This is a genomic window from Bacillus sp. FSL K6-6540, assembly GCF_038007545.1.
In genome coordinates, this window is record NZ_JBBOXH010000001.1 from 3,138,961 (window position 1) to 3,164,742 (window position 25,782).

The window sequence follows — 25,782 nt, forward strand, 5'->3', positions numbered from 1 at the left end:
CTGCTCTTAATCGTTATTCTTCTTGGAAATATCATGTTGGAACAGGGAGAAAGGGATTTCTTTTATTATGCCTGTATAGTGTGGTTAGTTTTTTGTTCCACCGTATTCATCATCTCCTTCTACAGAACCTGCCTGATGAAACCAGGCGTGATGAAAATGCATCAAGACGGGATCATAATAAACGGAAAAGAAATGAACGCAGATTCCGTGGCATGTTTACTGATCAACCAGGACAGGAAACCGGTGATCGGAATCAAGCCGAAAGGGCGTGCAATCGTACCTCTAAAGTTATGTTTTACGTTCACGGAGGATCAGGTGGAGGGAATCAGGCAGCTGGAGATTTGGGCCAGCGAAAGACATGTGAAGGTTTCTAAAGGTTTTTTTATGAGATGGTTGTAGAAAGCACTTGCATTTTATTCCACCTAAAGGAGGATGGTAAATGGAGGGATTATACTCATTTATAGTCCTTGTTATTATAGTTGGACAATGGGTCCTAAGGAAGATCATTGATGTAGGCGAAGAAGAGATGCGTGACACACCGGTGTATAAATGGTATCTTCTGGGCTCATGGGCTTTATTAATTCCGATACTCATTCTTGTATGGACGATGGATAGAAGCAGACCTTATCCCATATGGCCATTCTTATTATCCCTAATCTTCTGCTTTCGCGGATATATGGAGTGGAAATACATACGCGAAACCAGGCGCCATCAAGTTTCAATCCTATTGGCTGCAGTTTCACTTTTCTTCACAGGTTGGATGATATTCATTCTCTTATTGAAATATTAAAACAAAAAAGCAATCCAAAAGAAATGTCCCGTAGATGGGTCAGCTATCATATAATCAGGTGTTTAGACATGGATTTCATTATAGGGAGAGGCAATCATGAATAATATGTTCAATCATTTCGATATGACCCAAATATTAAACCGAATCGACGCATTAAGCCCTCAATCACAACCGTTATGGGGAAAAATGGATGCTGCCCAAATGCTGTCTCACTGCTCCGCGTTCCAAGACATCGCCATCGGCATCACAAACCCGCCAAGAGGCTGGCTAGGTAGGTTGGTAGGGAATTTCGCGAAGCCCGTGTTTTATAATGAAAAACCGTTACCTCGAAATATGTCGACTATTCCGGATATTTTGATTGCGGATCCAAGAGAATTTGAAACGGAAAGAGAACAATTGAAAGAAAAATTGATAGCATTCCAAAAGAACGGACCTGAGAAATGTACCACGCATCCTCATCCATTCTTCGGTAAACTGACCTCGGAGCAATGGGGAAGGGGATTATACAAGCATCTGGACCATCACTTGAAACAGTTTGGCGTTTAAGGCTTAAGAAACCTATGCAATGTGGATACGGATGTAACTCCGTAGAGCCATGACTACGATGGTTGGCTCTACGAGGTTGAAGGGTCTTGCTGCAGATTATGTATTCTTCTTTATAACCATTCCACGTATTTCTCCATCGTAAACTCGCCTTCCAATTCCAGTCGGGTATCCGGCTTACTGCCATCATAATAATTGACGTCCAACGTCGTTCCAGTCCAGTATACGTTAAATACGCCATGTCCCCTATACTCAATGCGTCCCCGGTTATCATTTACCTCCTGGTGCTCAAAATAATAGAGTCTTGCATCCAGGCTTCTGGAGTTCTCGTTGTAGCCCCGGGCAAGCGCAAATTCCAGTGGTGCAAACTCATTCAGTTTTAGCGTATCCAGGTAAATCGTAAGTTCCGCGTCCGGATTGCTTAGTAGCTCATCCGAATCCGGGAAATCCTGAAGCGGTTCGGTCTCGGTTTCCGTTTCAAACCACAGCATGATTTGCGGCTTTCCGTTGACTTGGCTGCGGGTTGCATAGGCTTTGGATTCGGCCAAAGCGTGTTTTTCGGTTCCGTTATAACGGATTAATGTGATCGTTCCCGGCATGTGATTCTCCTTGTCTATTGTATTCGATTATTATAGAATGTCAGATTTGCCTTACTAAATGGTAGCATAAACCAATCATCGCACCAATAAGTTAGCATAACTTTCCCTTACCTTATCTGGCGAATGGAACGATAAAAGTAGAATGTGCAGGGGCGGGATATGGAATCTCCTATTGCGAAAATGATATTTTATTGTAAAATGACCGCAACAGATTAGTTACGACATGGCAGGACTTCTTGTCATTTCAGGAGAGGTTGATCGAGTATTGATTAAACGACAAAGACACGAGCATTTTACCGGAAAGTTCAGCAAGTGGGTTTACGGGATCACGTTTAAACAAAGAGTTCGCTTATCCTTCATCATTATGATAACGCTTGCAATTGGAGCGGTAGGCATGACAACCTATTGGATCGCCTCCAAAGAGCTTCAGAAGAACGCTTTCGAATCCAGACAAGAGACCGTGAACAAAACGACTCAGATTCTGGACGACAAATTGGCCGGGATCTCCAATTCGGTTCGTTCCCTAATGTTCAGCTACGCCTTTAAGGAAATGATGCTGGATGTGCAGAGCAACGACATCTCGAATTATTACGTGCATTTGTCCGAGCTTCAGTATGTGTTTTCACAGGTTACCTTTAACGAGCCACTGATCGAAAGCATACTCATTGCTACCCCGATCGGGGATTTTTATCCAGTATCGCAGCGTCGTTCCCAGACCCAGTCCTTTTATGAATCCAGCATGTATTACGACGTGAAGGAGAATTATGGGGGGATCTGGGTTAAGGGGCACACCGACAAATTTTTTACCGGGAACAGCCGAACGCTTTCCTTTGTTACCAAGGGAACGCAGGAGAACGTTTCCAACACCAACGTATTCATCGTGGTGAACGTGAACGAGAGCGGGTTGATCGGCATGGTCAACCAGCATTCTTCGAATGATGACAGCGATTATTTTGTCATTGATTCGAAAGGCGAGGAAGTCATTCGGACCGCCTGGTCGTCCAGCCATAATCTCATGAAAGATAAACCATTCTTGTACAAAGTATCGGAAGGTAACCAAGGTTCTTTTTTTCATCATTTTGACGAAACCGATTACCTGGTGAACTACACCCGATCCGCCGTGGTCAAAGACTGGAGTCTGTTCGGCATTCAGCAGAAGGATAAGCTGCTGGAGCAAATGAACGGAGTCAAGCGAACCACCTTTTATATCATGCTGTTCTTTCTGGTCCTTACCTGGTTGCTGTCCACCAAATTAACGGCAATCCTGCTTAACCCGTTATATAAACTGCAGCGGCTCATGCGGGAGGTTGAGGACAACCGATTGAACGTCCGTTTTGCCAGCCGGTCTACCGACGAAGTTGCGCAGGTGGGTTATCAATTTAACCGCATGCTGGACGAAATCAATCGGCTCATCGATGATGTAAGGCTGAGTGAATCCGGGAAACGTAAGGCGGAGATGCGGGCTTTAACCGCGCAGATGGAGCCGCATTTTTTATACAACACCCTGAATACGATCTACTGCAAATCGGTGCTTGGCGAGAACGATGAGGTCAATGAGATGATTTTGTCCTTGTCCCAGATGTTCCAGTTAGGGCTGAGCGGAGGCAAGGACTGGAACACGCTGGAGGATGAGCTTCTGCATGTGGAGCAGTATTGTCTCCTGCAGCAAAAATGTTATGAGGGGCTGTTTGAGTTTGAAGTTACCGTGACCGACGATTCGTTGTTAACTTGCCTGATGCCCAAAATTCTATTGCAGCCGATCGTGGAAAACAGTATTCAGCACGGGTTTAGGGACATCGGCTCAGGAGGTCAAATCCACTTGCACGTTTGCAGGCAGGGCCAGCTGTTATATCTGATCATTGAGGATAACGGAATCGGCATGGATGCGGATAACGTCATGAAGGGGATGCTGGAGCCGCCGGTCTCCAAGAAGGGTTATGCCTTGAATAATATCGTGAACCGGCTTAGTCTCTTTTATGGTGAAGATGCCGGAATCAAGCTGACCAGTCTTCCCGGCAAAGGATCAAGAACGGAAATATGGATGCCGATTAGAGAAGGGGACGTTGAATCATGACGAATGGATTACCCGTGATTAAGTTATGCATCATTGATGATATTCGAAGCGTGGTCGACATGATCGCACGGAAGCCGCCTTGGAAGGATCATCATATCGAAGTCGTTGGCACGGCACTGGATGGCGAGGAAGGCATCCGCCTTGTGAAAGAGACGAAACCCGATATTGTCCTAACGGACATCCGGATGCCGAAGAAGGATGGGTTGGCCATGACGCAGGAAATTCTCGAAAGTTCTCCTTACACGAAGATTGTCATTCTCAGCGCATACACCGATTTCTCGTTCACGAGACAGGCCATCCGCTTGGGAGCCTTTGATTTTGTGAAGAAACCGTTCTCGATTGACGAAATCATCCAGGTCGTTTTGAAGGCAAAGGCTGCGTACCTGGAAGTATTGCAGGAGCAAAGCAAGGTCTTGGAACTCAAGCAGAACATGATCAAAAGCTTGCCGGTCCTGCAGCAGGAATACTTGTCATTGCTGATCCATCACCGTACGAATCCGGAAGCGGCATATCAGCAATGGCAAGCACTTGGCATCAAGCTTGAGCCACGGCGATTCAATCTCTTTATCGTGGAAGTGGACCGTTTCATGGACAAATATAAGGAGCAGCCAGCACGTGAAGTGGAGCTAATCAGGTTCAGTTTGCGCAATATTTTGGAGGAAACAATTGGAGGGGTTACCCATGGCGTCGTCTTCAGCGAGGCATTGAACCGCTTGATCTGCCTGATCAATTGCGAGGATATGGGGATGGCGGAGCAAATATCGGAGGCTTGCCGGCAAAACATTTTTCAATTTACGCATTCGACTATTTCCATCGGGATCGGCATGTGCGTTCATTCAATCGATGAGCTGCCCGATTCCTATCAGCAGGCTTTGAATGCGCTGGATTATCATTTTTATACAGACGGCAATGGTGTAAGCAGTTATTCCGGAACTTCTGCCGAAGAAAAGACCCTCTTGAATTATACGGCTTCGACGGAACAAGAATTTCTGTTTGCCTTACGATCCGGGCACAGGGAAAAATGCCGGCTGATTCTGGAGCAGATATTTAATGACTTGCTGCAGCGTGACCCGCTGCCCAAGCCGCAGCATGTTGAAAACTTATGTTATGAGCTGTCATCCAAGATCTGCAGAGTCATGTCGGAGCTGTTCCCTCACGAGCGGGTGAAGAGGCTTGAAGGACAATGGAACACGGTGAAGAGTTCCGGCCATGGTTCATTCCAGATCATGCGGGATACGGTAAAAGGGATATGCCTTGAAGCTTGCTCTTGGGTCGAGCAGGAGCGCTCGGACGAATCAACCAAATTAATCTATCAGGCAAAGGATTATATATGTGCGCATCTACATACGAACTTATCGTTGGATACATGTGCGAAGCAGTTTAATATCAGTCCAGGGTATTTCTCGAATCTGTTCAAAAAAGTGCTGAATATCTCCTTCCAACAATTCGTGATCCATCAGCGAATGGAAAAAGCCAAAGAAATGCTGATCGATGATTATCAGGTACAGGAGATCGCACAGAAGCTTGGATACGAGCATCGCCGTTATTTTAGCGAAATCTTCAAGAAGCATACTAACATGACCCCGTCCGAGTTCAAGCTGTATAGTACGGGGAAGCTCAGCACTCCTATGGATTTGGATTGAGGATCATCCTATAGAATACAGCCTTGTTTCCCGTAATTCTGGATGCAAGGCTTGTTTTGTGAAGAACGGATTCATGGGGAAACCTGCCCTCGATGTGTGGTTACCCGCATTATGCGAGTGAGAGGGGCCCTTTATAATGAGAGAGAAAGAAAGAGGTTCCGTAGATAAAAAGGGAGGTAACACGGATGAAAATAAGCAAGAGATTCTTCATGTCCGCGATATGCCTGATGCTTTCTGGAAGTCTGGCAGCTTGCGGCAGCTCGACGTCCACAGATCAAGGGGCGGAAGCCGGATCCAATGACAAGACAAAAATCACCTATTGGACCGGAGATCGCCATGATTCCGAGTTTGTCAAAGAGACCATCGATACATTCAACAAGACGAACAAGGATAACATCGAGGTGGAACTGGTCATCAAAGGTGACGATTTCGATCAAGCACTGGATATGTCCTTCCAGACTTCAGAGCCACCGGATATCATCCGCGTGAAAGAGAACACCATCCAGACCTTCTATAAAAAAGGGTTTCTTGCACCGATCGACGAGTTTCTGACGGATGAAATGAAGGAAAAGTTTCCATTGATGGAGGATCTGAACAGCTTTGAGGGAAAACGCTACAGTCTGCCGAACTACGGCACGACCATGCGACTGATTTACAATAAAGAGCTTTTTGCCAAAGCTGGCATTGAGCAGCCGCCAACCACTTTGGATGAGCTGGTCGAAACCGCCAAGAAAATAACGGAGGCAGGAAAGGCAAGCGGAGCCTATGGATTCGCCCAGAATTTCAAAAATCCTTCCAGTGCGTTAGGGCGTTCTGCGCGCGTCATCGCAGAGGTAAGCGGTTTCGGAGGCTTTGGCTATGATTTTAAGACGGCCCGATATGACTTTAGCGGCTTTAAGCCGATCATGGAGGCGTTCAAGCAAATCAAGGACGACGGAAGCATGCTGCCGGGTGTCGAATCGCTTGATATCGATCCATTGCGTGCTCAATTCGCTGAGGGAAAAATCGGCATGTACTTATCTTTTTCTGCTGAGGCGGGAGTCTACCAATCCCAATTCCCGGCCAAAATCGAATGGGCTGCGGCACCCGTTCCTTCCATAGACGGTCAATTCAATGGCGCTTCCGGTTTCCTTGGCGGTCAGTGGCTGGCCATTAGCTCGGAGTCGGAGCACAAGGAAGCCGCATGGAAGTTCCTAACGTACATGTACGATGAGTCGATCCTCCAACAGTACCAAGAGAAGGGATTCGGCATATCGATGGTTCCTTCGGTTAGCGCTGTTGCCGCGAAGCCTGAAGTGAAAGGGATCGACGGGTTCCTGCCTAATCAATACGACGGTGTTTGGCCGGTCTATCCGACCGTGCCGGTACAAGGAATGAAGTCGGACGACGCCTTCTTCAAATACATCCTCAGCGGAGGCGATCTGGATTCCATCATCGACGATTTGAATACCCGCTATAATGCCGCCTTGGATGCTGCCATTGCGAGCGGGGAAGTGAAGGCGGAGCCGATGGCAGATTTTAATCCGCTGGATCTTGCCGGACAATACGCTAAATAGAAAGTGTCACAGGGGATGGGGCATGCCCCATCCTTTCTTAAATTCTAAAGAGACCGCAAGGAGTTGAGAGGATATGAATAAAGCGAAGAGTGTTGCTTTTTCATACAGCTTTCTGTTGCCGAGCTTTATTCTGACCATGGTTCTTGGCATTTACCCGATCATGTGGGCGATGAGGTATATGTTTTACGATTATAAAGGATTTGGCGCCGAACGATTCGTAGGATTGGCCAATTTCGAACGTGTCGTGAAGGATCATCAGTTCTGGGAATCCGTAGCCAACACGTTCATATACGCCGGAGGCAAACTCCTGCTCTCGATACCGCTTGCCCTGATCTTGGCCGTTATTCTGAACTGGAGGATCAAAGGCAGAAATTTGCTCAGAGCGATTTTCTTTATGCCGACGATCATAAGCACCGCCGTAATGGCGGTCGTATTTTTTACGATCTTTAACTCCTATAATGGCATTCTCAATCAGTTTCTGCTGAAATATCAAATCATCGGAAATGCCATCGATTGGCTGGGCGTGGATTATGCCATGCTGACCGTCATTCTCGTGGCCGTATGGGGGGCGATTGGCAATTACATGCTACTCTTTCTGGCGGGGCTCCAAAACATTCCCGAGGATGTTTATGAGAGCTCTGCATTGGACGGGGCAAGCAAATTTCAGCAATTCCGATACATTACCATCCCTATGCTTGGACCCGTGATGCAAATGATCATCATGTTGGCCATTATCAATGCCCTAAAAGGTTATGAGAGCATCATGGTCATGACCGATGGCGGTCCGATCGGAAAAACCAATGTCATGTTCCTATACGTATATAAATTGTTCTTCCCTCCGGCAGGCTCCACGGCATCCACGCAAATCCAGGAGTTCGGCTATGGCAGCGCGGTAGCTTTTGTTACGGCCGTGATTGTCGGCGTCATTACGATACTGTACTTCTATGGCTCGAAACGCATGAGTCATAACGAATAAGGGGGAAACGTTCATGAGAATCGCATGGAATACTATACTGTGGGCGTTTCTGATCGTCGTCGCATTTTTAACGCTGTTTCCCGTCGTGATTACCTTGCTCGGTTCCTTCAAAACCAATGCCGAACTTACGGCGGGAGCCACATTTCTGCCGGCTGATTGGCAGTTCTCCAACTATATCGAAGCTTGGGAGCAAGCGAATTTCTCAACGTACACGCTGAACAGCCTGTTCGTTGCCGGAGCCGCGACCATCGGAACGTTATTGGTGGCTTCCATGGCGGCTTACGTCGTGAATCGGATGGACTTTATCGGTAAAAAGCTATACGTCGGTCTCCAGGCATTTACGATGTTTGTCGCCATCGGCGCCGTGGTGCTGCGTCCTCAATTCGACCTCATGATTCGCCTTCATCTTCATAACTCGCTGTGGGGCGTAATCCTGATATTAATCAGCGCCCATGCTTCAGCATTCTTCATCCTGCTCAGCTTTATGAACGGGATCCCCAGAGAGTTGGATGAAGCCGCGCGCATCGACGGTTGCTCGCCGGGCAGAACGTTCTGGCGAATCATCATTCCCTTGCTGACGCCCGGGCTTGGCGTGTGTGCTCTGTTTGCTTTTCGCGGGGCATGGAATGAGTATCTGCTCCCGTTTGTGTTTACGCTCAGCAAACCGGAGCTGCAGACGTTGACCGTGGGCCTTGCCAATCTGAAGTACGGTGTTGCTGCCGCTTCCCAGACTCACTTCATGATGGCCGGAGCTTGCCTTTCCATACTCCCGATTCTTATCGCTTATATTTTTGCCAACAAATCTTTTATGCAAATGACCGCCGGCTCTTTAAAGGGTTAGCGGCAACTTACCATAACAGGAGGCTTTTTGCCATGAACTCACTTCATATCGGAAATCTCATCTCAAGTTCCGTGATTCGGCGTCATCCGGATAACCCGATTCTGGATGCGTCCCGCGTTCCATATCCGACAGCGCTTGTATTTAATGCCGGTGTGACCAAATTCAACGGGAAATACGTGATGGTGTTTCGTAACGACTACGGAAGTGTAGAACGCCGGACGCTCGAGCCCCATCATACCACCGACCTTGGCGTCGCCTTTAGCGATGACGGAGTTCATTGGGAGGTGCAGCCAAAGCCGTGCTTTAAGCTGCATGACCAAGAGATCATTCGGGCGTATGACCCTCGGCTCACCGTTATCGATGGTCGATGTTACATGTGTTTTGCTGTGGACACGCAGCATGGCATTCGCGGAGGCGTAGCGGTTACTGACGATTTTGTGAGCTTTGAAATATTGAGTCTATCAACGCCGGATTTGCGCAACATGGTGCTGTTTCCCGAGAAGATTGGCGGCAACTATGTACGGCTGGAGCGGCCATTCACGGTGTACAGCCGAGGGGGAGTCGATCGGTTTGATATGTGGATATCGGAATCGCCGGACCTGAAGTACTGGGGAAATTCCGGTTTGCTGCTCGCTGTCGAAGACGTCGCGTTTGCCAATGACAAGATTGGTCCCGCGGCTCCTCCAATAAAGACGAAGTTTGGCTGGCTTACGTCTTTTCATGCGGTGGATCTTGATCCTGCAAGAGGCAAGAACGGGTGGGAACCCTCCTGGAAAAAACGTTATACCGCCGGTTTGATGATGCTGGATTTGGATAACCCCAAAAAAATCATCGGTATGTATAAGGAGCCCTTGCTGACGCCAGAGGTTAGTTACGAGACCGAAGGAGGCTTTCGGAACAACGTGATCTTCCCTGGCGGCATGATACTTGAAGAGGATGGCGAGGTTAAAATTTATTACGGTGCAGCGGACGCGGTGGAATGTTTGGCTACGGCACATATTGATGAATTGATCCAATTATGTCTCAACGATTAGAGCGAGGTGGGATAAGAAAATGACGGTATGGAACCTTCTGCAGCATCCTCCAACCCGTTATCGAACGGTGCCGTTTTGGTCCTGGAACGACGATCTGAATAAGAACGAACTCTTACGGCAGATCGAAGAAATGCACGGGGCTGGCATCGGCGGTTTTTTCATACATGCCCGCGGGGGACTTACGGTACCGTACATGGGTGAGGAATGGATGGAGGCCATCCAGGCCTGCATCGAAAAAAGCCAGGAGCTCGGGCTTGAGGTATGGCTGTATGACGAAAACGGCTGGCCCAGCGGTTTCGCCGACGGTAAGGTGCCTGCGCTTGGCCCTGCTTATCAGCAGAAGCGGCTGGCTTATGAATGGGCTCCGTTTACGGACGGAGAAAACGTGACGTTAGCCTATTATGTTCAGAGCGGTGAAGAGCTGCTGTTACTCACTCCGGATGATCCTTGCAGTCCTGACTTTCGTGTATATTACGAGGTCAATCCGTACTATATCGACACGCTAAGCAAACAGGCCGTGAAGGCGTTCATTACGACCATCTATGAAGCTTACTGGGCACATTTCGGCAATGAATACGGCACTGTGCTCAAAGGAATATTCACGGATGAACCGCAGTTTGGACGGGGGGATTTTCCGTGGTCGCTGGAGCTGGAAGAAGCCTTTGAAACCCGGTTTGGGTATTGCTTGTTGGAAGCACTTCCGTCACTGTTTCTGGAGACGAAGAATTGTCGCAGGACAAGATACGATTATTGGGCGTGTGTTACCACGATGTTCACGGAAGCCTACGCCAAGCAGATCGGAGCGTGGTGCGGGGAGCGGGGGTGGTCTTCCGCCGGACATGTCGTGGACGAGCAGACGCTTATGAGCCAAGCGACTTCAGTAGGCGATCCGTTGCTCTTCTATGAGTACCTTCAAATTCCCGGTTGCGACTGGCTCGGCCGATCCGTTAGCGAAGAGCCGCTTGTTCCCAAACAAGTCAGCTCCGTTGTGCGTCAACTCGGTAAAAAACAAGCCATCACCGAGAGCTATGGCTGCACCGGATGGAATATCAGCTTTCAGGATCTAAAGCGGATTGGGGAGTGGCAATTCGTTCACGGCATGAATCTCATGTGTCAGCACTTGCAGGCCTATTCCTTAAGAGGGCTGCGCAAAAGGGACTATCCGCCATCCTTGTTCTATCAGCAGCCTTGGTGGGAGCACTATCACCGGTTTAACGATTATTTTGCCCGTTTGTCCATGCTGCTTATGGAGGGAGAGCGACAGGCCGAGGTACTCCTGATGCATCCTATTCGGACTGCTTGGGTGGAGCAAGCGGGCTCGGACTCATGCAGGATAGAGCCTTACCATCAAGCGTTTGCCCAGTTGTCCCGTTGGATGTGTCAATCGTTCATCGAGCATGATTACGGCAGCGAGGGAATCATGGAACGTCATGGTAAGGTAGCAGGCGGACGATTCATTGTAGGAGAGGTCGGTTATCGGGTCGTTGTCATCCCTCCTTGTGTTACCTTAAATAAGGTAACCGTGAAATTGCTGCATCAGTTTATCCTTCAAGGAGGAACATTGATCGCTTTCGAACCTTACCCTTACTTGATCAATGGGGAACGTTGCGAAGACATCATGCGTGTCGTAGACGCTGCAATGAAACCTGATATGAGTCGATTATCTTTGGTGAAGATGCTTACGGATACGGTTTCACCTCCCATTTCTGTAACTGACGGAATCGGGAATCCCATTATCTCGGACATGGTTAACGTTCAGACACTTGAGCTGGACGGCTCTTATCTTTATTACCTGGTGAATTCCGGAGAAGAGCGCTATCCGGATACGGTGGTGACTATTCATCGAAAGGGTTCGCCTTTTCTTATTCATTTGGAGAGCGGCGCGATCGAGCCGCTGAACCATAAAGCAATGCCCGACGGCATTCGGTTGAACTTGACGCTGCATCCAGCTCAATCCTATATGATTCGGGTTGTCCCGGATCATGAGGAGCTAAACGATTCTGTTACGGTAACAGAACAGCATGCCGAAGGGCAGATTCTACCATTGGGTGAGCGGTGGAGAATCGATTATATCGATAAGAACAGTTTAACGCTGGATACGTGCAGGTATCGGGTGGAACAAGGCGAGTGGTCAAAACCACGGCCCCTTATTTTTATCCAGGAAGAGCTGCTGAAGATCGGAGCACCGGTGCAAATCGAATTGGAATTCGAGGTTGCCGTTGCATTTGATCCCTTGATGAAACGGGAATTGTATCTTGTCTTAGAGAATCCGGAGAAAACGAAAATCCAGGTGAACGGAAACGAAGTAGCATCCCATAGTTGTGGCTGGTGGAGAGACGTTGCTTTCAAAAAATTAGATATTACAGGCTGCCTTCAGCACGGGCGAAATACCATCAGGCTTGCGCTCAATTTTTGGAACTCGCCCGAAACGTATGCGGCTATAAAGCGTGCCAATCAATTTGAATCTGAGGCGAATAAGCTTACGTTTGATTCGGAGCTCGAGAGCGTGTATATCATAGGAGATTTTGCGGTAACCTCGGAATCGCCGTTTGTTGATGGAGGGGATGGTGTCCTTTTTTCGGACGGCCCGTTCATTCTTTCCGAACGTCCGCACGAATGTTCGCTGGCAGAAGATTTGGTCAGTCAGGGCTTGCCGTTCTTCGCAGGAAGCCTCCGCCTGGCGCAGACGGTTTCCATCTGTCTGGATAACCGTGCTAAATGGCTGTGGCGGTTTGACGCTAGGCCGAATGCAATTGTCACGCGATTAACCATAAACGGACAAGAAATCCACACTTTCTTATGGGAGCCGTACGAAGTTGATATCTCTGAATATCTCATTTCAGGAGAGAACCTGATTGAACTAGAGTTAATCGGAAGCTGCAGAAACTTGCTAGGTCCGCACCATCATGTGAAAGGGGAACCCCTTAAGGTCGGCCCGGACAGCTTTAAGAATAAACCCGGATGGACGGATAAGGACCTTGATCAGGACAGCCCGATCTATCAAAACCGCTATGCTTTCGTTCGTTACGGTTTGTCACATGTTCCAAGCTTGGTTCCCCAGAATATGAAACCGGAGAGGGTACGTCCCGAATGAATTAGCATATAGGATCTGCCCTTTTTGTGGAATTACCCTCATTAATCGTCCTATCCATGAAGTCTATAATGAAGAGGCGCCATATGGAAGCAGACAGGTATGAAAGGGTTTTTGAAAAACGAACGAAAAGGAGGAATTATGTAATGTCATTCGTCAAAACATGGTTTCGTGCGGCACTTGGATTTACGCTTGCTGCTGCCTTGCTGGCACCATCCGTGAATCTACAAGCGGAAGCATCGGAGGGAGGGGCTGCATTTACTCCAGCTACAATCGTAGCCTACGAGCCATCGGAAAGGTATGAAAGCTCCGTCAATTATACGCTCAAAGCGAACGGAGTACCCGTCCCGGTGGTGAAGGGGTTCAGCGATTATGACTATGCGCATTTTTCCATGTCCGACGGTCCTGTCACTTACGAGTTAACGATCCTGAATACGGACAAGGTACACGAATACTCCATAAGTCCCAAGAAGCTGGGCATCCAAGCCGATAAGATTGAAGGACGAACCATCACTTTCACGACCCAATCGGACGAGTATTTGATTGTGATGATGAATAACCGCAAGACGCGTATGGTCATCGCGGCGGATCCGCTCGAAACGGATGCAACCGCCTCAACCGGCGAGGGCATTTTCAATATTACATCCGCTCCTTATCATGTTGTATCCTCAGGTTCTTCAGCGGCCGAAGTTTCGGTAAGAACCGGGGCCATTCAGCAGGCGATTGACGATGCCAGTCATTACGGTACCGCTCGAGGAGACGGTGCGCAGGGTATTGTCTACATTCCGGCGGGAACCTATGAAATCGGCAATTTGGTATTAAAAAGTAATACGGCCCTCTACATGGAGCCGGGAGCCACCTTGGTCGGTACAGGACGAACCAGCGATTACACCGAGCACTGGTTTAAGGATTCCATGGGACGACCGGCTACCTGGTGGATCTCAACCGCATTTCAATCCGAGAATATCCGGATCTATGGACGGGGCACGATCGATGGCAACGGGCAAGCGCTGCACGACGACAAAGGAACCAATGGCAAGGGAATGATCAATAATCTCGTTGTTCCGATAGCTACCTCCCATTTTGTAATGGAAGGGATCGTGATTAGAGAATCATCGGGCTGGGCGGTGGTCACGGTACGTTCTAACGGTCTTGCCTTCAGAAATCTGAAGCTGTTCAACAGTTTGGGGATGGGGGAAAATGACGGGATCGATATTTGCGAATCCCAAGACGTCGTCGTACAAAATGCGATCGGCATTTCGCTGGATGACCCGTTCTCCACGAAAGCCTGGAAAGAGGATACCGATATCGCCTCGGGCAAAGTGCCATGGCCGGGCAATCCGGAGCCCGTTCGCAATGTGTTATTCGAGGATACGATCGCTTGGACCTTATGCTACGGTTATAAGATCGGTCAAGGCGTCATGCAGGATCAATCCAATATCGTATTCCGAAACGGAGTCGTTTATAAAGCGGCTGTGGGATTCGCCATTCATGGACAATAGCGCATGGATGACCATGTTCACGGTAAATGGAAGCAATAACGGCGTGGGACCCGTCAGAGACGTTAAAGTGAAGGATATTACGGTGCGCGACGCAGGTGAAAGTTTTGCCAAGATCAAGGGTATGGAAGGTGCCGAGATTACGGATCTGATGTTCGAGAATGTTTATATGCCAGGATCAAGCTTGCCGGCAACTACACTGCACGAGATGAACTTCTTGAGCAAAGAGCATTACGGCGATGTCACGATCAGACCCGCTCAGAATGAGGAACCTCTGCCAAAAACCAATTTGGCGCTGTACCGTCCAGCCATGGCTTCGTCCAATGACGGATTGGAGGATACCGCGCCGTACGTTAACGACGGAAGTTTAACTACGCGCTTCGGTTCGAAGCGGGGCGTGGACCCCGGCTGGATCTATGTGGATCTCGGAGAGACGCGAACGATAAACGAAGTCAGGCTCTATTGGGAGGCCGCTTATGGGAAGAGCTATCGGATACAGGTAGCCGACGATCCAAGCGATGAGGCGAATTGGAGAGATGTATACAGCACCACGACAGGCAAGGGCGGTCTTGAGACGATAACTTTTGACGAAGCGGACGCGCGGTATGTACGGATGTACGGAACAGTCCGGGCTACAATATACGGATACTCCATTTGGGAATTTGAGGTATATGGGCCTGAAGAGTGAAGACTAGGGGGACGGTGGGCAGTTGATTAATAAGCAAAGGACACATTCTCTTAATGAGGTGTGTCCTTTGCTTATGTTGGCGGGCAGCCCTCTTCGTTTATCGAAGCGATAAATATTCCAGCAGGGCATCCATTTGCTCGCTTCCCAAAAGATCCGACAGTGGCGGCATCACATGGGCGAGAAAATCAGGCTTCGTCTCATAAGTTTCTTCGTCGCTGGTTTCACCTTGAAAAAGCAGAGCGCCTTCAATGAGGATGGACAGCGCGTGAAAGCAATCCGCAAGCGAATTCGCGATCAGTTTAGGCTCGCCACCTTCGAAAGCGGCATATACGGGTGAACCACTGGCTTGGACATCTACAATCAGCGGATCATCGTTCACATTGGCAATGACAACGTGATGAGCTGGCCAATTGCTCGATTCTATGGTTTCCCCCCTATCGCTAATCCAGCGATAGCCCATTTGCTGCCGGACCAGATGCTCGGGAGAAACAAAGTAAATGACCGCCGATTCGCCGATCTCAACCGCCGCGTTTTTCATTTTATGGGTTCCTTCGGCCATAGCGTCAATCATCTCATAATGGCTATATAGATAGGTCAGCTCAGGGGACAGCGTGATACGGTCATCCACGGGCGGCAGCCGGACCTCGGACCGCTGCCGTATTTCATGATCGGTGAAGAGCCCGAAACCCCGATTATACAAGTCCTGTTGTTCTATGAATCTAGTTAAAGCCGCTTCCAGTTTCAGCATTCATTTCATCCCTTCCAGCATGTTAACCGAATTATAACACGCCGAGTCATCGCGGTTAAGCGCGAGAAATTCTATCTCTGATTTGATATATGGTAGAATATCCCGTATGTAGAGAATCTATTAAACGAACGGAAGATGGTATCACGAATACGAATAGGACGTTGATTCTGCAGCAAGCAAGGAGGCGGCAAGGGATGAAATATGAATTCAATATAACGGCTTCGATCTCCGAGCTTGTATGGTATCGGGATGAGCTGTCTGACGAGTATAGGGTACACCCTAACTTTAAAGCCGTGATGGATCGGCTTGGCATAGCGGTTCCCGTAAAGGAGATCTATGAGCGGTATTTCGATAGTCCGGTGAACACCGGTCATGTTCTGGTATTCCAGGAGACGGAGGGCCCGGCTTCCTGCATCGTGCTGGACACGTATCGCGACCCGTTCGATCAGCTGGATATGATCCAGATGGGTTGGCGAAGCCAAGGCGAAGATCACGAGCTTCGCCGGCTTTCCCGCAAATTCTATGATGAATGTGAATTTGCGGTCCGTTATCAGGAAGGTCAATCGGTATTGTCCGAGAAGCTTCGCGAAGATCGATATCCACGGACCTTCCGGTATCATGCGGTATTCGAACAGAGAATGAAGCGATACGTCAATTACGCGGATTCCCCTAATTTGAAGGAGTGAGCAAGCTATGAATATATCGGAATCTCATATTCGTCCTTTTCCGGCTTACGAGGATGTATTCGAAGGCGACGTGGAGCGGTACAGGAAGCATTTTCTTCCGATTCTTTCCCTGAATCTGAAGTGCCTGTTTCCGGGCGAGGATCAGTGGCTGCACTTTGTGTCCGTCAAAGAAATATACGACGGCAGCGTTGGCGAAGAAACCGCGTCCGAACACCGGCCGTATACCAAGGAGGATATGCTTGGTTTTGATGTAGTGAACGGAAAATACCGCTTTGAAGCGGATTGGAACTACTTTTTGCTCGAGCAGGAACCGGAGCATGAGACGCTGGCAGAAGCGTACGCCGACAATGAGCGGGACTTTATGGCCCGCAAGCGGTTCTATGAAGAGAAGGGGCATATTTTCCCTTACTCGTCTTTTGGTCGTGCTGCGGAATCTGCGGACGCGCTGATTCAAGAATTCAAGGAAAAGCAGGAGAAGGGCTGGGGATTAAGCTTCCCGGAGATCCATGGTCTGCTGGATGACATTGGCTTTATGTCAGAAGAGGTACAGCGGGATCTGCAGGAAGAGGGGGAATCTCTTGAGGACTGGCTGCGCTTCGAGCAGACCAATCTGTCGCATGTGCCGCGTACGCCGGAAGGAGAGACTTTTACCTATGTCGGCCGGTTGACGGGATATTATTTTCAGGCGTACGGAGCAGACGCGCTGTATTTGTTCTATTCGAAGAAGCTGGGCAAGGCCGTCGTTTGTTTGGAATATACTTGAGCTGCGGCTCTCGCTCAATGATCTGTCCCTAAGAACCATTTGGCACGATAAGCCGCAGGAGAGATGCCTTTGAATTGGGTGAACAGCCTTGTGAAGTAATGAACGGAAGAGAATCCGGTTCGTTCCGCAATCAGCTTGATGGGATCATGGGTTTGCTGCAGCAGAAGCTCGGCTGCCCGGATCCGTTCGGTGCGAACCATGGACGAAAAGGATTCATGGATGCTGCCCGCAAGCAAGCGGGACAACTGCCGCTCCGACACGTTGAGGTATGTCGCCACTTCCGGCAAGGATAACGGTCCGCTCAGATTATCTCGAATGTACAGTTTTGCCCTTTGGACAAGCTGCACCGTGGTTGAGTAGCTCGGAGCCGCATCGAGGTTGCGGGCAGCCCCGAACAGGGCAGGGAAGGATTCGAGCAGCGCATGCGCAAGTTTGGGCAGAAGCGAAGCAGGCAGCGAGTCTTCGGCTTCCGAACGAACCAGCATGGATTTCCATAATTGGATGGCCGGCGATTCGCTGGCAAACTCGGTCCAAACGGTACATCGACGAAGCGCTTCCAAATATGCCGCCGTAACATCAGTGGCTGATGGTTTCTCCATTGCGTCATATGCCACGAACAACAGATTCAGATCGTGAACGTCCTTGATCTGATGGAGCTGACCTGGACGTGTACAGAAAGCGACCCCAGGATATAAGGGGTAAGTCCTGTCGCCTTCGAGATACACGCCGGTTCCGCCGTTTACATAACAAATTTCAACGAAAGAATGCCGATGCAAGGAATTGGCCGTCAAATGACGAACGGTTCCCCAGTAATGGACAAGGAACGAGAGGCTCTCGCCTTCTAACCGGCCTGCAAAACGATTAAGCCGTTCCTCGCTTTTGCTCCAATGGTACAAGGCAATAACAGCTCCCTTCTGGCGTAATTTTGCAAAACGTCGTCTTTCCCGTGCAAATACGATCCCGCTTGCCCTCACTATAATTAAACTAGATATTCCATAAAATATCGAGAGGGTGCATGGCGATGATTGACGAGAAGGATGTGCAATTTTACAAAGAGAATGGGTATTTGCTGGTCCGAGGCGTCTATAATCAACAGGAAGTCGAAGATATGCGAACGGCCGTTGAAGGGATTATCCAAAGGGCGGCACGCGCCAAATCGGATCAAAACCATGCATGGCAGGGCGATTTCCTGCCGCCTGAACAGCTTAAGAAGCTGGTTCTGAAAGGATTTCACGACGTGCAATATCATGATGCCGCTTTCATGCGTGCCGCGATCCATCCTCGAATGACCGAAGTGCTGAACGGGATCATCGGACCGAACGTGCAGCTGCATCACTCCAAAATGCTGGTTAAGCCGCCTTCTAACGGGGCCGCATTCCCCATGCATCAGGATTATCCGTATTTCCCTCATCGGGATCACACGATGCTTGCTGCCAGCGTTCATCTCGACGACGCCGATATGGAGAACGGCTGCCTCTGCGTTGTTCCCGGCTCTCATAAGCAGGGCGTATTGCCGCATGTCGGCGCTTACTATTTGAACCATAAAGAGCATCCTTTATCTTCGGGGACTCCATGTCCGGCCAAGGCAGGCGATGTATTGTTCTTCAATTACTTGACCATCCATGGGTCGGACGTGAACCGGAGCGAGCGTACGCGCCGAAACATCCTGTTCCAATATCGCGATGCTTCGGATGTGCCGACCGCGGATGTTCACTTCGATTGGGGCATGGGCTTAATGGTCAGCGGAACCAACCCGGATTTTAACAATGTGAAGCCGAAGTATGAAATCATCAGTGCGAAATGACCACATAACAGCACCGATCCCTGTGCTGAATGATAAACCAGCTTAAAAGCCCCTTACGGGGCTTTTTTTTATGCCTGGAACTCATGACTGTCATGTTTGCACCTAATATGTAAAAATAATTCGTTGTAATGTCAGCCGGCCCCCCTATACTAGATGATAATGGATGGAGTGATAACGAATTGGGGGAAAAGCATGAAACTTCAGGCTGCGGGCAAAGCATCGAAATGGTTTGTTTATCAAAAAATCGTCATCGTATTTATCGTATTGTTACTTCCTCTCATCTCGATGAATATTTGGTTGAATTATAAGGGAATGTCCGTCACCAAGGAGTCTATCTTGAACTCCGCGGCCGCGGGTGCGTCCTTCTATTCCACGCAGCTCGATAAAGAAATGTATTTTATCCGGAATTTGCAGCTGCAGCTGTTAAATGACAAGGATCTGCAGAAGCTTAGTTTCCGAGGCAGCATGCTGGAGGATTACGAAGAGGTGGAGCTCATCGACCAGGTCAGGGATCGGCTGGCAACCTTGATGGTTTCCAGCGAATATGTCGTGAGTGCCGGCGTGTACGTGAAGGATGTCGGGAAAACGATCTCGACCACGACGGGGGTGACCAATACCCCGAACAAGGAAATGGAACGGATATCGTCCATGATGGCGGTGATGCCCAAGCCTTCATTCTATAGGAGCGGTGACCGGATCTTTCTGATCGAAACCGAAAACAACGGGGCTGTCTGGTCATACATCGAGATTTCCCGGCCCAAGCTGCTCGGGGCTTTAAGCGAAATCGCCAAGCTGTATCCGGAATCCGAAGTCCTTCTGGGGAGCAGGGAAGGCAGCACCATCTTGACGACGGCGCCTGCGGCCGATGAGTCAACAGAGATCTTGAATCATGTCCTGGACAAGCCGGATACGGATCGAAATGCGCCGGAGACGGGGGAATTGGGAGGCGTAGACTATTTTATCATTCAGAATGAAGTCGGCTCGCTGGATCTGTCCTTGGTCATGTATGTGAATCAGAATGAAATCACCCGCCCCATAAGCCAATTCATTACCTGGTTCTATACGCTGTTTATCCTTGCCGTGATTGTGATGGTGCTCTATTCGTTCTCGGTCAATCTGATGATCCACAGGCCTTTGTCCAAGCTCGTTAAAGCCTTTCATATGATCGAAACCGATAATTTGAATATCCTGATCGAGTCCAGAACCAAGGATGAGTTTCATTACGTGTTTAACGGTTTCAACAGGATGGCCTTGAAGCTTAAACAGTCGATCGAAGAAAACTATGAGCAAAAAATAGCACTGCAGCACTCGCAGCTGAAGCAGCTGCAATCCCAGATTAACCCGCATTTTTTATATAACAGCTTTTTTAATGTATATATGATGTGCAAGGTCGGAGATTCGGATAGTGCGGCGGAGCTCTCGCAAAAGCTCGGCAGCTATTATCAGTACATCACGAGAAGCGGCTCCGACGAAGTGCCTTTTTATACGGAATACAGGCATGCTCTGGATTACTGCGACATACAGGGCATTCGCTTCTCGAACCGGATTTCATATGAGCATAGGGAATTTGCGGACATTCCCCAAGGTATCACCGTACCGAGACTTATTGTTCAGCCTATCGTGGAGAATGCGTTTGAGCATGCATTCGAGGATGGCATGGAGGAAGGCATGCTGTACATCAGCGCTGATTATCGGGAGGGCAGACTGCGTATCACGGTGGAGGACAACGGGAATTTGCTTACGAATGAGATGCTGCAGCGTCTGCGCGGCAAGCTTGCCATGGATTCGAAGCATGTGGAGCAGACCGGATTGGTCAACGTGAACAACCGGCTTCAGCTCAAGTATGGGCCCGGCAGCGGATTATCCGTCTCGCGCAGCGTCCATGGCGGTTTAAAGGTGGATTTGATCATTATGATTCATGAATCAGAGGAGGCATCGTGATGTACAGACTGTTGATCGTGGACGACGAGCCCGTCATCGTGAACGGCTTGGTTCAGCTTTTTCAGGAGCAAACGCAATTCGACCTGGATGTATGGAAAGCCTATTCCGCCAAGGAAGCGGTGGAGATCGCCATGAGAGTGAAGCTGGACATCCTGGTCAGCGATATACGAATGCCCCATAAGAACGGGCTTCAGCTGATTGACGAAATTACGTATTATTGGCCGCACTGCCGAATCATTTTTCTGACCGGTTACAGCGAGTTTGAATATGTGCACGAAGCCCTGCGCAAGAACGTGGATAACTACATCCTGAAAACCGAAGGAATCGATCCGATCTTTCAAGCCGTCCAAGAGGCTTCCTCCAGGCTGGATGAAGAGAACCGACGCAGAATCCAGGCAGAAAAGGCTAAGATGCATTTTCAAATGGCCGAGCCTCTGCTCAAGCGCGAACTCATACAAAAGGCATTGAAGGGGGAAGACCTGGGTTCCCTGTTGTCGCAGCCCCGTTATGAAGAGGTGGGGTTCGGTATCGACGCAGATCGGCCGGCATTCCTTCTCGTTGGAAGGGTCGGAATGGCCCCGGAGGCCAAGACGAAGAATGCGGTGCAAGCCGTTCAGATGATGTTCATCAACGACCTGCCCAGCTCGTTTGCCTGCGAGCATGCCGTACTGGATGAAGACTTGCTGGTATGGCTGCTGCAGCCGGGCGAGGAGCTTCTGGACCGTTATCGGAGGTTTGAGCCGGAGGACTTGCTTCATTGGCAGGGCATGATGTCGTATATGAGGGGCATCCTGGAGCAGGTGCAAAATGAGTGCGAAGAGCTGCTTGGCGTTCAGGTTTCTTTCGGGATATCGGGCAATCTTCTGCATCAATGGAACACGGCGGGAGAGCAGCTTCATGCTTTGCGGACCATGCTGCACAGCAGGGCGGCGCTGGGACAAGAGATGGTCGTTGCCGATATCGAAAAGGCCAAGGAACACGAAGCGATGATACATGGAAACAGCCAGTTGAGGCAGGATGACATGAAATTCGATGTGATCGACCGGATTCACAGATACATACTGGAGCATATATCCGGGGACGTTTCGTTGACCGCCATAGCGGAGGAAGTGCATTTTAACCCATCCTATCTTTCGCGCTACTACAAGCAGCTGACAGGTCAAAATCTGCTGGAGTATATTCAGGCGAAAAAGATGGAAGGGGCGCTTCATCTGATGCAGCATACGAACATGAAATTACAAGAGATTGCCGTGCGGCTCGGGTTTGAATCCCCGTCGTATTTTACGACGTTTTTCAAGAAAAAGATGGGCGTAACCCCACAGGAATACCGAAATACCCAATAATAGGTAGTTCAAAAAGTCCGCTTTTGATAAGAAAACCTCTATCGAGGCCACTTCAAGGATGAGCGACCGCGATGCGTAGGTAGGTTTTCTTGCGATATAGAATTTTATCAGTTCCACTGATAACTCATAAATTCTATATCTAACACGAAGTAACACTGAAAGCATATTCGGCATCGAATCTTGAATTCAGCCGGGATTTCCGGTGCTCACGTACCCAAAACGTACGCTCCGCTCCTCACTCCCTAGCTTCATCCAACTGAAGCGTTTTGAAAAAACGCACATCGGAAGCATAAGCTTCGGTGCTGAAAATCGATCTTTTTGAACACGCACAATAAGTAAAAAAAGTGAAAGGGATGTAAAAAACTTAAAATTGATAGCGCTTTCGTGCGGAATCTATAATGATATCTAAGCAGCACGGATATCAAGAATACGCCAGATCAAGGGGGATATAGCCATCATGAAATGGACCAAACTAGCGAAAATGATGTTGATTAGCACGATGACGCTTTCGGTAATGGCGGCATGCTCGAATCAGGGGAACGAATCGGAGGGGACACCGAACAAAACCTCTGCCGAGGAGACGAACTCCAATACGCCGCCGGATCCTCTTGGCAAATATCCTGAAACGGTAACGGTCACGCAAGTGCTTGGCTACAATCCGCCCGAGGACCCGCGGACGCCGCAAGGGATTACGCCCGAACAGAATGCTTACTTCAAAGATCTCAAAGACATGCTGAACATTGAAGTCCAGTACAAATGGACGGTGCCTTCCAGCCAGTTCGAGCAAAAGTTTTCATTAGCCATGGCTTCGGCGGATCTGCCGGACATTATGGAGCTGGACCAGAAGAACTTCGAGAAGCTGAAGAAGCAGGACATGCTTGCCGATCTCACCCAAGCTTATAACGACTTCGCTTCGCCGGCATTGAAAAAATACATGGAATCCGACGGCGGTTTTGCGATGAAGACGTTTACCTCAGACGGAAAGCTGCTCGCGATTCCCGGTTTCGAGGATCCGTTCCTGTCCACCCAGCTGCTCTGGATCCGGAAGGACTGGCTCGATAACCTGAATCTGCAGGCGCCGAAAACGATGGATGAGCTGGAGCAGGTTGCTAAAGCCTTTGTGCAGCAGGATCCCGATCAAAACGGCAAAAACGACACCTACGGTATCGCCATGCAAAAGAATCTGTTCTTTTGGGGCTTTGACCTGAGGGGCTTCTTCAATGGATTTGGCGCTTACCCTTCCATCGGGGACAATCAATCGGCCTGGATCAAGGACGACAGCGGCAAGCTGATCCCCGGGCTCATACAACCGGAAGTCAAGACCGCGCTGGGCAAGCTGCAGTCCTGGTACAAGGAGGGAATTTTGGACAAAGAATTCGCCTTGAAGGACGAGAACAAGTCCGTTGAAGATATTACGGCAGGCAAGGTGGGCATTTCTTACGGGGAATGGTGGTATCCGAACTGGCCGTTGAATCTGAATGTTGACAAGGATCCCAAGGCAGCCTGGATTGCCCTTCAGATTCCCGGACTCGACGGGCCGGGCAAGTCCATGGTTCCCAAAATCCGCAGCAACAAACTCGTGGTCGTGAACAAAAAAATGAAGAATCCGGAAGCCGCCATCAAAATGATCAACTTCTACATCGAGATGGGCAACAAGAAATACATGGACCAGAACAAAGCGGAAAAAGGATACGTCTATAATTGGTTCAACCCACGGATCTATAATCCGGCACAAATCGAAACGATCTATACGGAAGTAAACAAGGCTCTCGATGCAAACCAAACGGAAATCACGCTGGATGACGAGAACTACAAAAATGTGGCGGACGTCTTCAAGGCGGCAAAGGATTATCTTGCAGGCAATACCGCGAATGCCTCGAAAGGCGTAAACTGGGGCCAATATTTCAGCCGGGCGGCGAAAGACGGCGGCTGGGGCATGACGCGGCAAATCAAAGAGAATCATGCTTACGTAAATAACGAGTTCTACGGACTGCCAACGGCAACTCAAGTCGAGAAGGGCTCCCAGCTTGATAAGCTGATGCAGGAAACCTTCACCAAGATCGTCATGGGGGCTTCGCTGGACGAATTCGATAAATTCGTTCAGAGCTGGAAATCGCTGGGCGGGGATCAGATCACCCAGGAAGTCAATGATTGGTACGGCCAGCAGGGCGCCAAATAATCTTGGATTGATAAAGCGGGAGGAGAAGCCCTTGAGGAAGCCGGCAGACTCCTCCCGTTTGAAATGGACGGGGAGGTTTCATCTGTGAGAACGCTGAAAAAAGAATATTTGCTGCATTTGATGCTGGTGCCGGGAGTCATTGTCACGTTGATTTATGCATACGGGCCCATGGCCGGCCTTGTGATGGCCTTTCAGCAATTCGAGCCGCTGGCTGGGTTCTTCCGCTCGGATTACGTCGGATTCGATAATTTCCGCTATGTCTTCGAACTGCCCGATTTCAAGCAGGTTCTGTGGAATACCATCGTGATTTCCGTATTTAAAATGGTTTTGTTTTTACTGGTGCCCCTGATATTGGCACTGCTCCTCAACGAAGTCACGCGAAGATGGTTTTCGCGCTTTATCCAATCCGCCATCTTCCTGCCGTTCTTTCTGTCCTGGACCGTGCTCGGCGGCGTCATCATCGAATTGTTCTCCTTGAATGGTCCGGTGAACGGCCTTCTGGGCGCGCTCCATATGGAACCGATCATGTTCATGCTGGATAATAACTGGTTCCGCGGGATCGTCATCGGATCGGATGTATGGAAAGGGATGGGTTACAACATGATCGTCATGCTTGCAGCCATCACCGGAATCCATGCGACGCTGTATGAGGCAGCAGAAGTAGACGGAGCCGGAAGATGGAAGCAGATGATTCACATCACGCTGCCGGGCATGGCGCCGATTCTCATTTTGCTTGGCGTGTTGAGCCTTGGCGGCATTCTTAACGCAGGTTTCGAGCAGATCTTGATCATGTACAACCCGACGGTTTATGAAGGGGCGGATATCATTGATACCTTCGTTTATCGACTGGGCATGTTCAGCCAGCAGTTCGGTCCTGCCGCCGCCGTCGGTTTCTTTAAATCCGTCATCTCTCTGGCGCTCGTGGCCGTGACGTACTATGCGGCTTACAAATATAACAATTATCGGATCTTTTAGGCCGGAGTG

The 25,782-nt window shown here is 49.4% G+C and carries 21 protein-coding genes; 18 read left to right on the top strand and 3 right to left on the bottom strand.

Features of this window, described 5'->3' with window-relative positions:
* The first annotated feature begins 439 nt into the window (after window positions 1-439).
* Together MHH82_RS14045 and MHH82_RS14050 are read left to right on the top strand one after the other, a co-directional pair.
* Complete coding sequence (locus MHH82_RS14045; protein ID WP_015734987.1) at window positions 440-790, top strand: DUF4181 domain-containing protein; 351 nt, start codon at window positions 440-442, stop codon at window positions 788-790.
* Window positions 791-886: 96 nt separating this feature from the next.
* Window positions 887-1,336: a DUF1569 domain-containing protein gene (locus MHH82_RS14050; protein WP_340966281.1), complete on the top strand. Its 450-nt coding sequence runs from the start codon at window positions 887-889 to the stop codon at window positions 1,334-1,336.
* 110 nt (window positions 1,337-1,446) lie between these two features.
* Here MHH82_RS14050 and MHH82_RS14055 read toward each other — a convergent pair whose 3' ends face one another.
* Window positions 1,447-1,932 (bottom strand): hypothetical protein, encoded by a 486-nt coding sequence (locus MHH82_RS14055; protein ID WP_340966283.1) that lies wholly within the window; start codon window positions 1,930-1,932, stop codon window positions 1,447-1,449.
* A gap of 265 nt (window positions 1,933-2,197) precedes the next feature.
* Between MHH82_RS14055 and MHH82_RS14060 the strand changes: the two genes are divergently transcribed.
* The 9 genes from MHH82_RS14060 (at window position 2,198) to MHH82_RS14100 (ending at window position 15,334) form a co-directional block, all read left to right on the top strand.
* Window positions 2,198-4,006 (top strand): sensor histidine kinase, encoded by a 1,809-nt coding sequence (locus MHH82_RS14060; RefSeq protein WP_015734990.1) that lies wholly within the window; start codon window positions 2,198-2,200, stop codon window positions 4,004-4,006.
* Window positions 4,003-5,649, top strand: a complete 1,647-nt coding sequence (locus MHH82_RS14065) for a response regulator (protein ID WP_251495182.1) — start codon at window positions 4,003-4,005, stop codon at window positions 5,647-5,649. Before MHH82_RS14060 ends, MHH82_RS14065 begins: the two co-directional genes overlap by 4 nt.
* Before the next feature lie 185 nt (window positions 5,650-5,834).
* Window positions 5,835-7,205, top strand: a complete 1,371-nt coding sequence (locus MHH82_RS14070) for an ABC transporter substrate-binding protein (protein WP_015734992.1) — start codon at window positions 5,835-5,837, stop codon at window positions 7,203-7,205.
* Between the two features lie 73 nt (window positions 7,206-7,278).
* A complete protein-coding gene (locus tag MHH82_RS14075) occupies window positions 7,279-8,181 on the top strand; it encodes a carbohydrate ABC transporter permease (RefSeq protein ID WP_015734993.1) in 903 nt (300 codons plus the stop codon).
* A 13-nt stretch (window positions 8,182-8,194) separates the two neighbouring features.
* Window positions 8,195-9,022 carry a carbohydrate ABC transporter permease gene (locus MHH82_RS14080; protein WP_015734994.1) on the top strand — a complete coding sequence of 276 codons (828 nt, stop codon included), beginning with the start codon at window positions 8,195-8,197 and terminating at the stop codon, window positions 9,020-9,022.
* A gap of 32 nt (window positions 9,023-9,054) precedes the next feature.
* Window positions 9,055-10,056, top strand: a complete 1,002-nt coding sequence (locus MHH82_RS14085) for a glycoside hydrolase family 130 protein (RefSeq protein ID WP_015734995.1) — start codon at window positions 9,055-9,057, stop codon at window positions 10,054-10,056.
* A 19-nt stretch (window positions 10,057-10,075) separates the two neighbouring features.
* Window positions 10,076-13,150 carry a glycosyl hydrolase gene (locus MHH82_RS14090; protein ID WP_340966288.1) on the top strand — a complete coding sequence of 1,025 codons (3,075 nt, stop codon included), beginning with the start codon at window positions 10,076-10,078 and terminating at the stop codon, window positions 13,148-13,150.
* A 143-nt stretch (window positions 13,151-13,293) separates the two neighbouring features.
* The gene (locus MHH82_RS14095) at window positions 13,294-14,649 is read left to right on the top strand and encodes a glycosyl hydrolase family 28 protein (RefSeq protein ID WP_340966290.1); all 1,356 of its coding nucleotides are present in this window, start codon (window positions 13,294-13,296) and stop codon (window positions 14,647-14,649) included.
* Complete coding sequence (locus tag MHH82_RS14100) at window positions 14,639-15,334, top strand: discoidin domain-containing protein (RefSeq protein ID WP_340966292.1); 696 nt, start codon at window positions 14,639-14,641, stop codon at window positions 15,332-15,334. Before MHH82_RS14095 ends, MHH82_RS14100 begins: the two co-directional genes overlap by 11 nt.
* Before the next feature lie 97 nt (window positions 15,335-15,431).
* On the opposite strand, the gene MHH82_RS14105 is transcribed toward MHH82_RS14100, so the two are convergent.
* Window positions 15,432-16,082 (bottom strand): hypothetical protein, encoded by a 651-nt coding sequence (locus tag MHH82_RS14105; RefSeq protein WP_015734998.1) that lies wholly within the window; start codon window positions 16,080-16,082, stop codon window positions 15,432-15,434.
* A 194-nt stretch (window positions 16,083-16,276) separates the two neighbouring features.
* Here MHH82_RS14105 and MHH82_RS14110 point away from each other — a divergent pair, with 194 nt between their 5' ends.
* Both MHH82_RS14110 and MHH82_RS14115 read left to right on the top strand, forming a co-directional pair.
* Entirely contained in the window at window positions 16,277-16,768 is a 492-nt protein-coding gene (locus tag MHH82_RS14110) for a hypothetical protein (protein WP_340966295.1), read from the top strand.
* A 7-nt stretch (window positions 16,769-16,775) separates the two neighbouring features.
* Window positions 16,776-17,531 (top strand): siderophore biosynthesis protein, encoded by a 756-nt coding sequence (locus MHH82_RS14115; RefSeq protein ID WP_340966297.1) that lies wholly within the window; start codon window positions 16,776-16,778, stop codon window positions 17,529-17,531.
* 14 nt (window positions 17,532-17,545) lie between these two features.
* Here the strand turns inward: MHH82_RS14115 and MHH82_RS14120 are convergent, their stop codons facing one another.
* Window positions 17,546-18,427 (bottom strand): AraC family transcriptional regulator, encoded by an 882-nt coding sequence (locus MHH82_RS14120; RefSeq protein WP_340966299.1) that lies wholly within the window; start codon window positions 18,425-18,427, stop codon window positions 17,546-17,548.
* A gap of 125 nt (window positions 18,428-18,552) precedes the next feature.
* Between MHH82_RS14120 and MHH82_RS14125 the strand changes: the two genes are divergently transcribed.
* From MHH82_RS14125 to MHH82_RS14145, 5 genes are all read left to right on the top strand, one after another.
* Window positions 18,553-19,335 (top strand): phytanoyl-CoA dioxygenase family protein, encoded by a 783-nt coding sequence (locus tag MHH82_RS14125; RefSeq protein WP_015735002.1) that lies wholly within the window; start codon window positions 18,553-18,555, stop codon window positions 19,333-19,335.
* 192 nt (window positions 19,336-19,527) lie between these two features.
* Window positions 19,528-21,276 carry a histidine kinase gene (locus MHH82_RS14130; protein WP_340966301.1) on the top strand — a complete coding sequence of 583 codons (1,749 nt, stop codon included), beginning with the start codon at window positions 19,528-19,530 and terminating at the stop codon, window positions 21,274-21,276.
* Window positions 21,276-22,619 carry a response regulator gene (locus tag MHH82_RS14135; protein ID WP_015735004.1) on the top strand — a complete coding sequence of 448 codons (1,344 nt, stop codon included), beginning with the start codon at window positions 21,276-21,278 and terminating at the stop codon, window positions 22,617-22,619. Before MHH82_RS14130 ends, MHH82_RS14135 begins: the two co-directional genes overlap by 1 nt.
* Before the next feature lie 457 nt (window positions 22,620-23,076).
* The gene (locus MHH82_RS14140; protein WP_340966303.1) at window positions 23,077-24,798 is read left to right on the top strand and encodes an extracellular solute-binding protein; all 1,722 of its coding nucleotides are present in this window, start codon (window positions 23,077-23,079) and stop codon (window positions 24,796-24,798) included.
* An 84-nt stretch (window positions 24,799-24,882) separates the two neighbouring features.
* On the top strand, window positions 24,883-25,773 hold the full coding sequence (locus MHH82_RS14145; protein ID WP_015735006.1) for an ABC transporter permease: 891 nt from the start codon (window positions 24,883-24,885) through the stop codon (window positions 25,771-25,773).
* Window positions 25,774-25,782 lie beyond the last annotated feature (9 nt).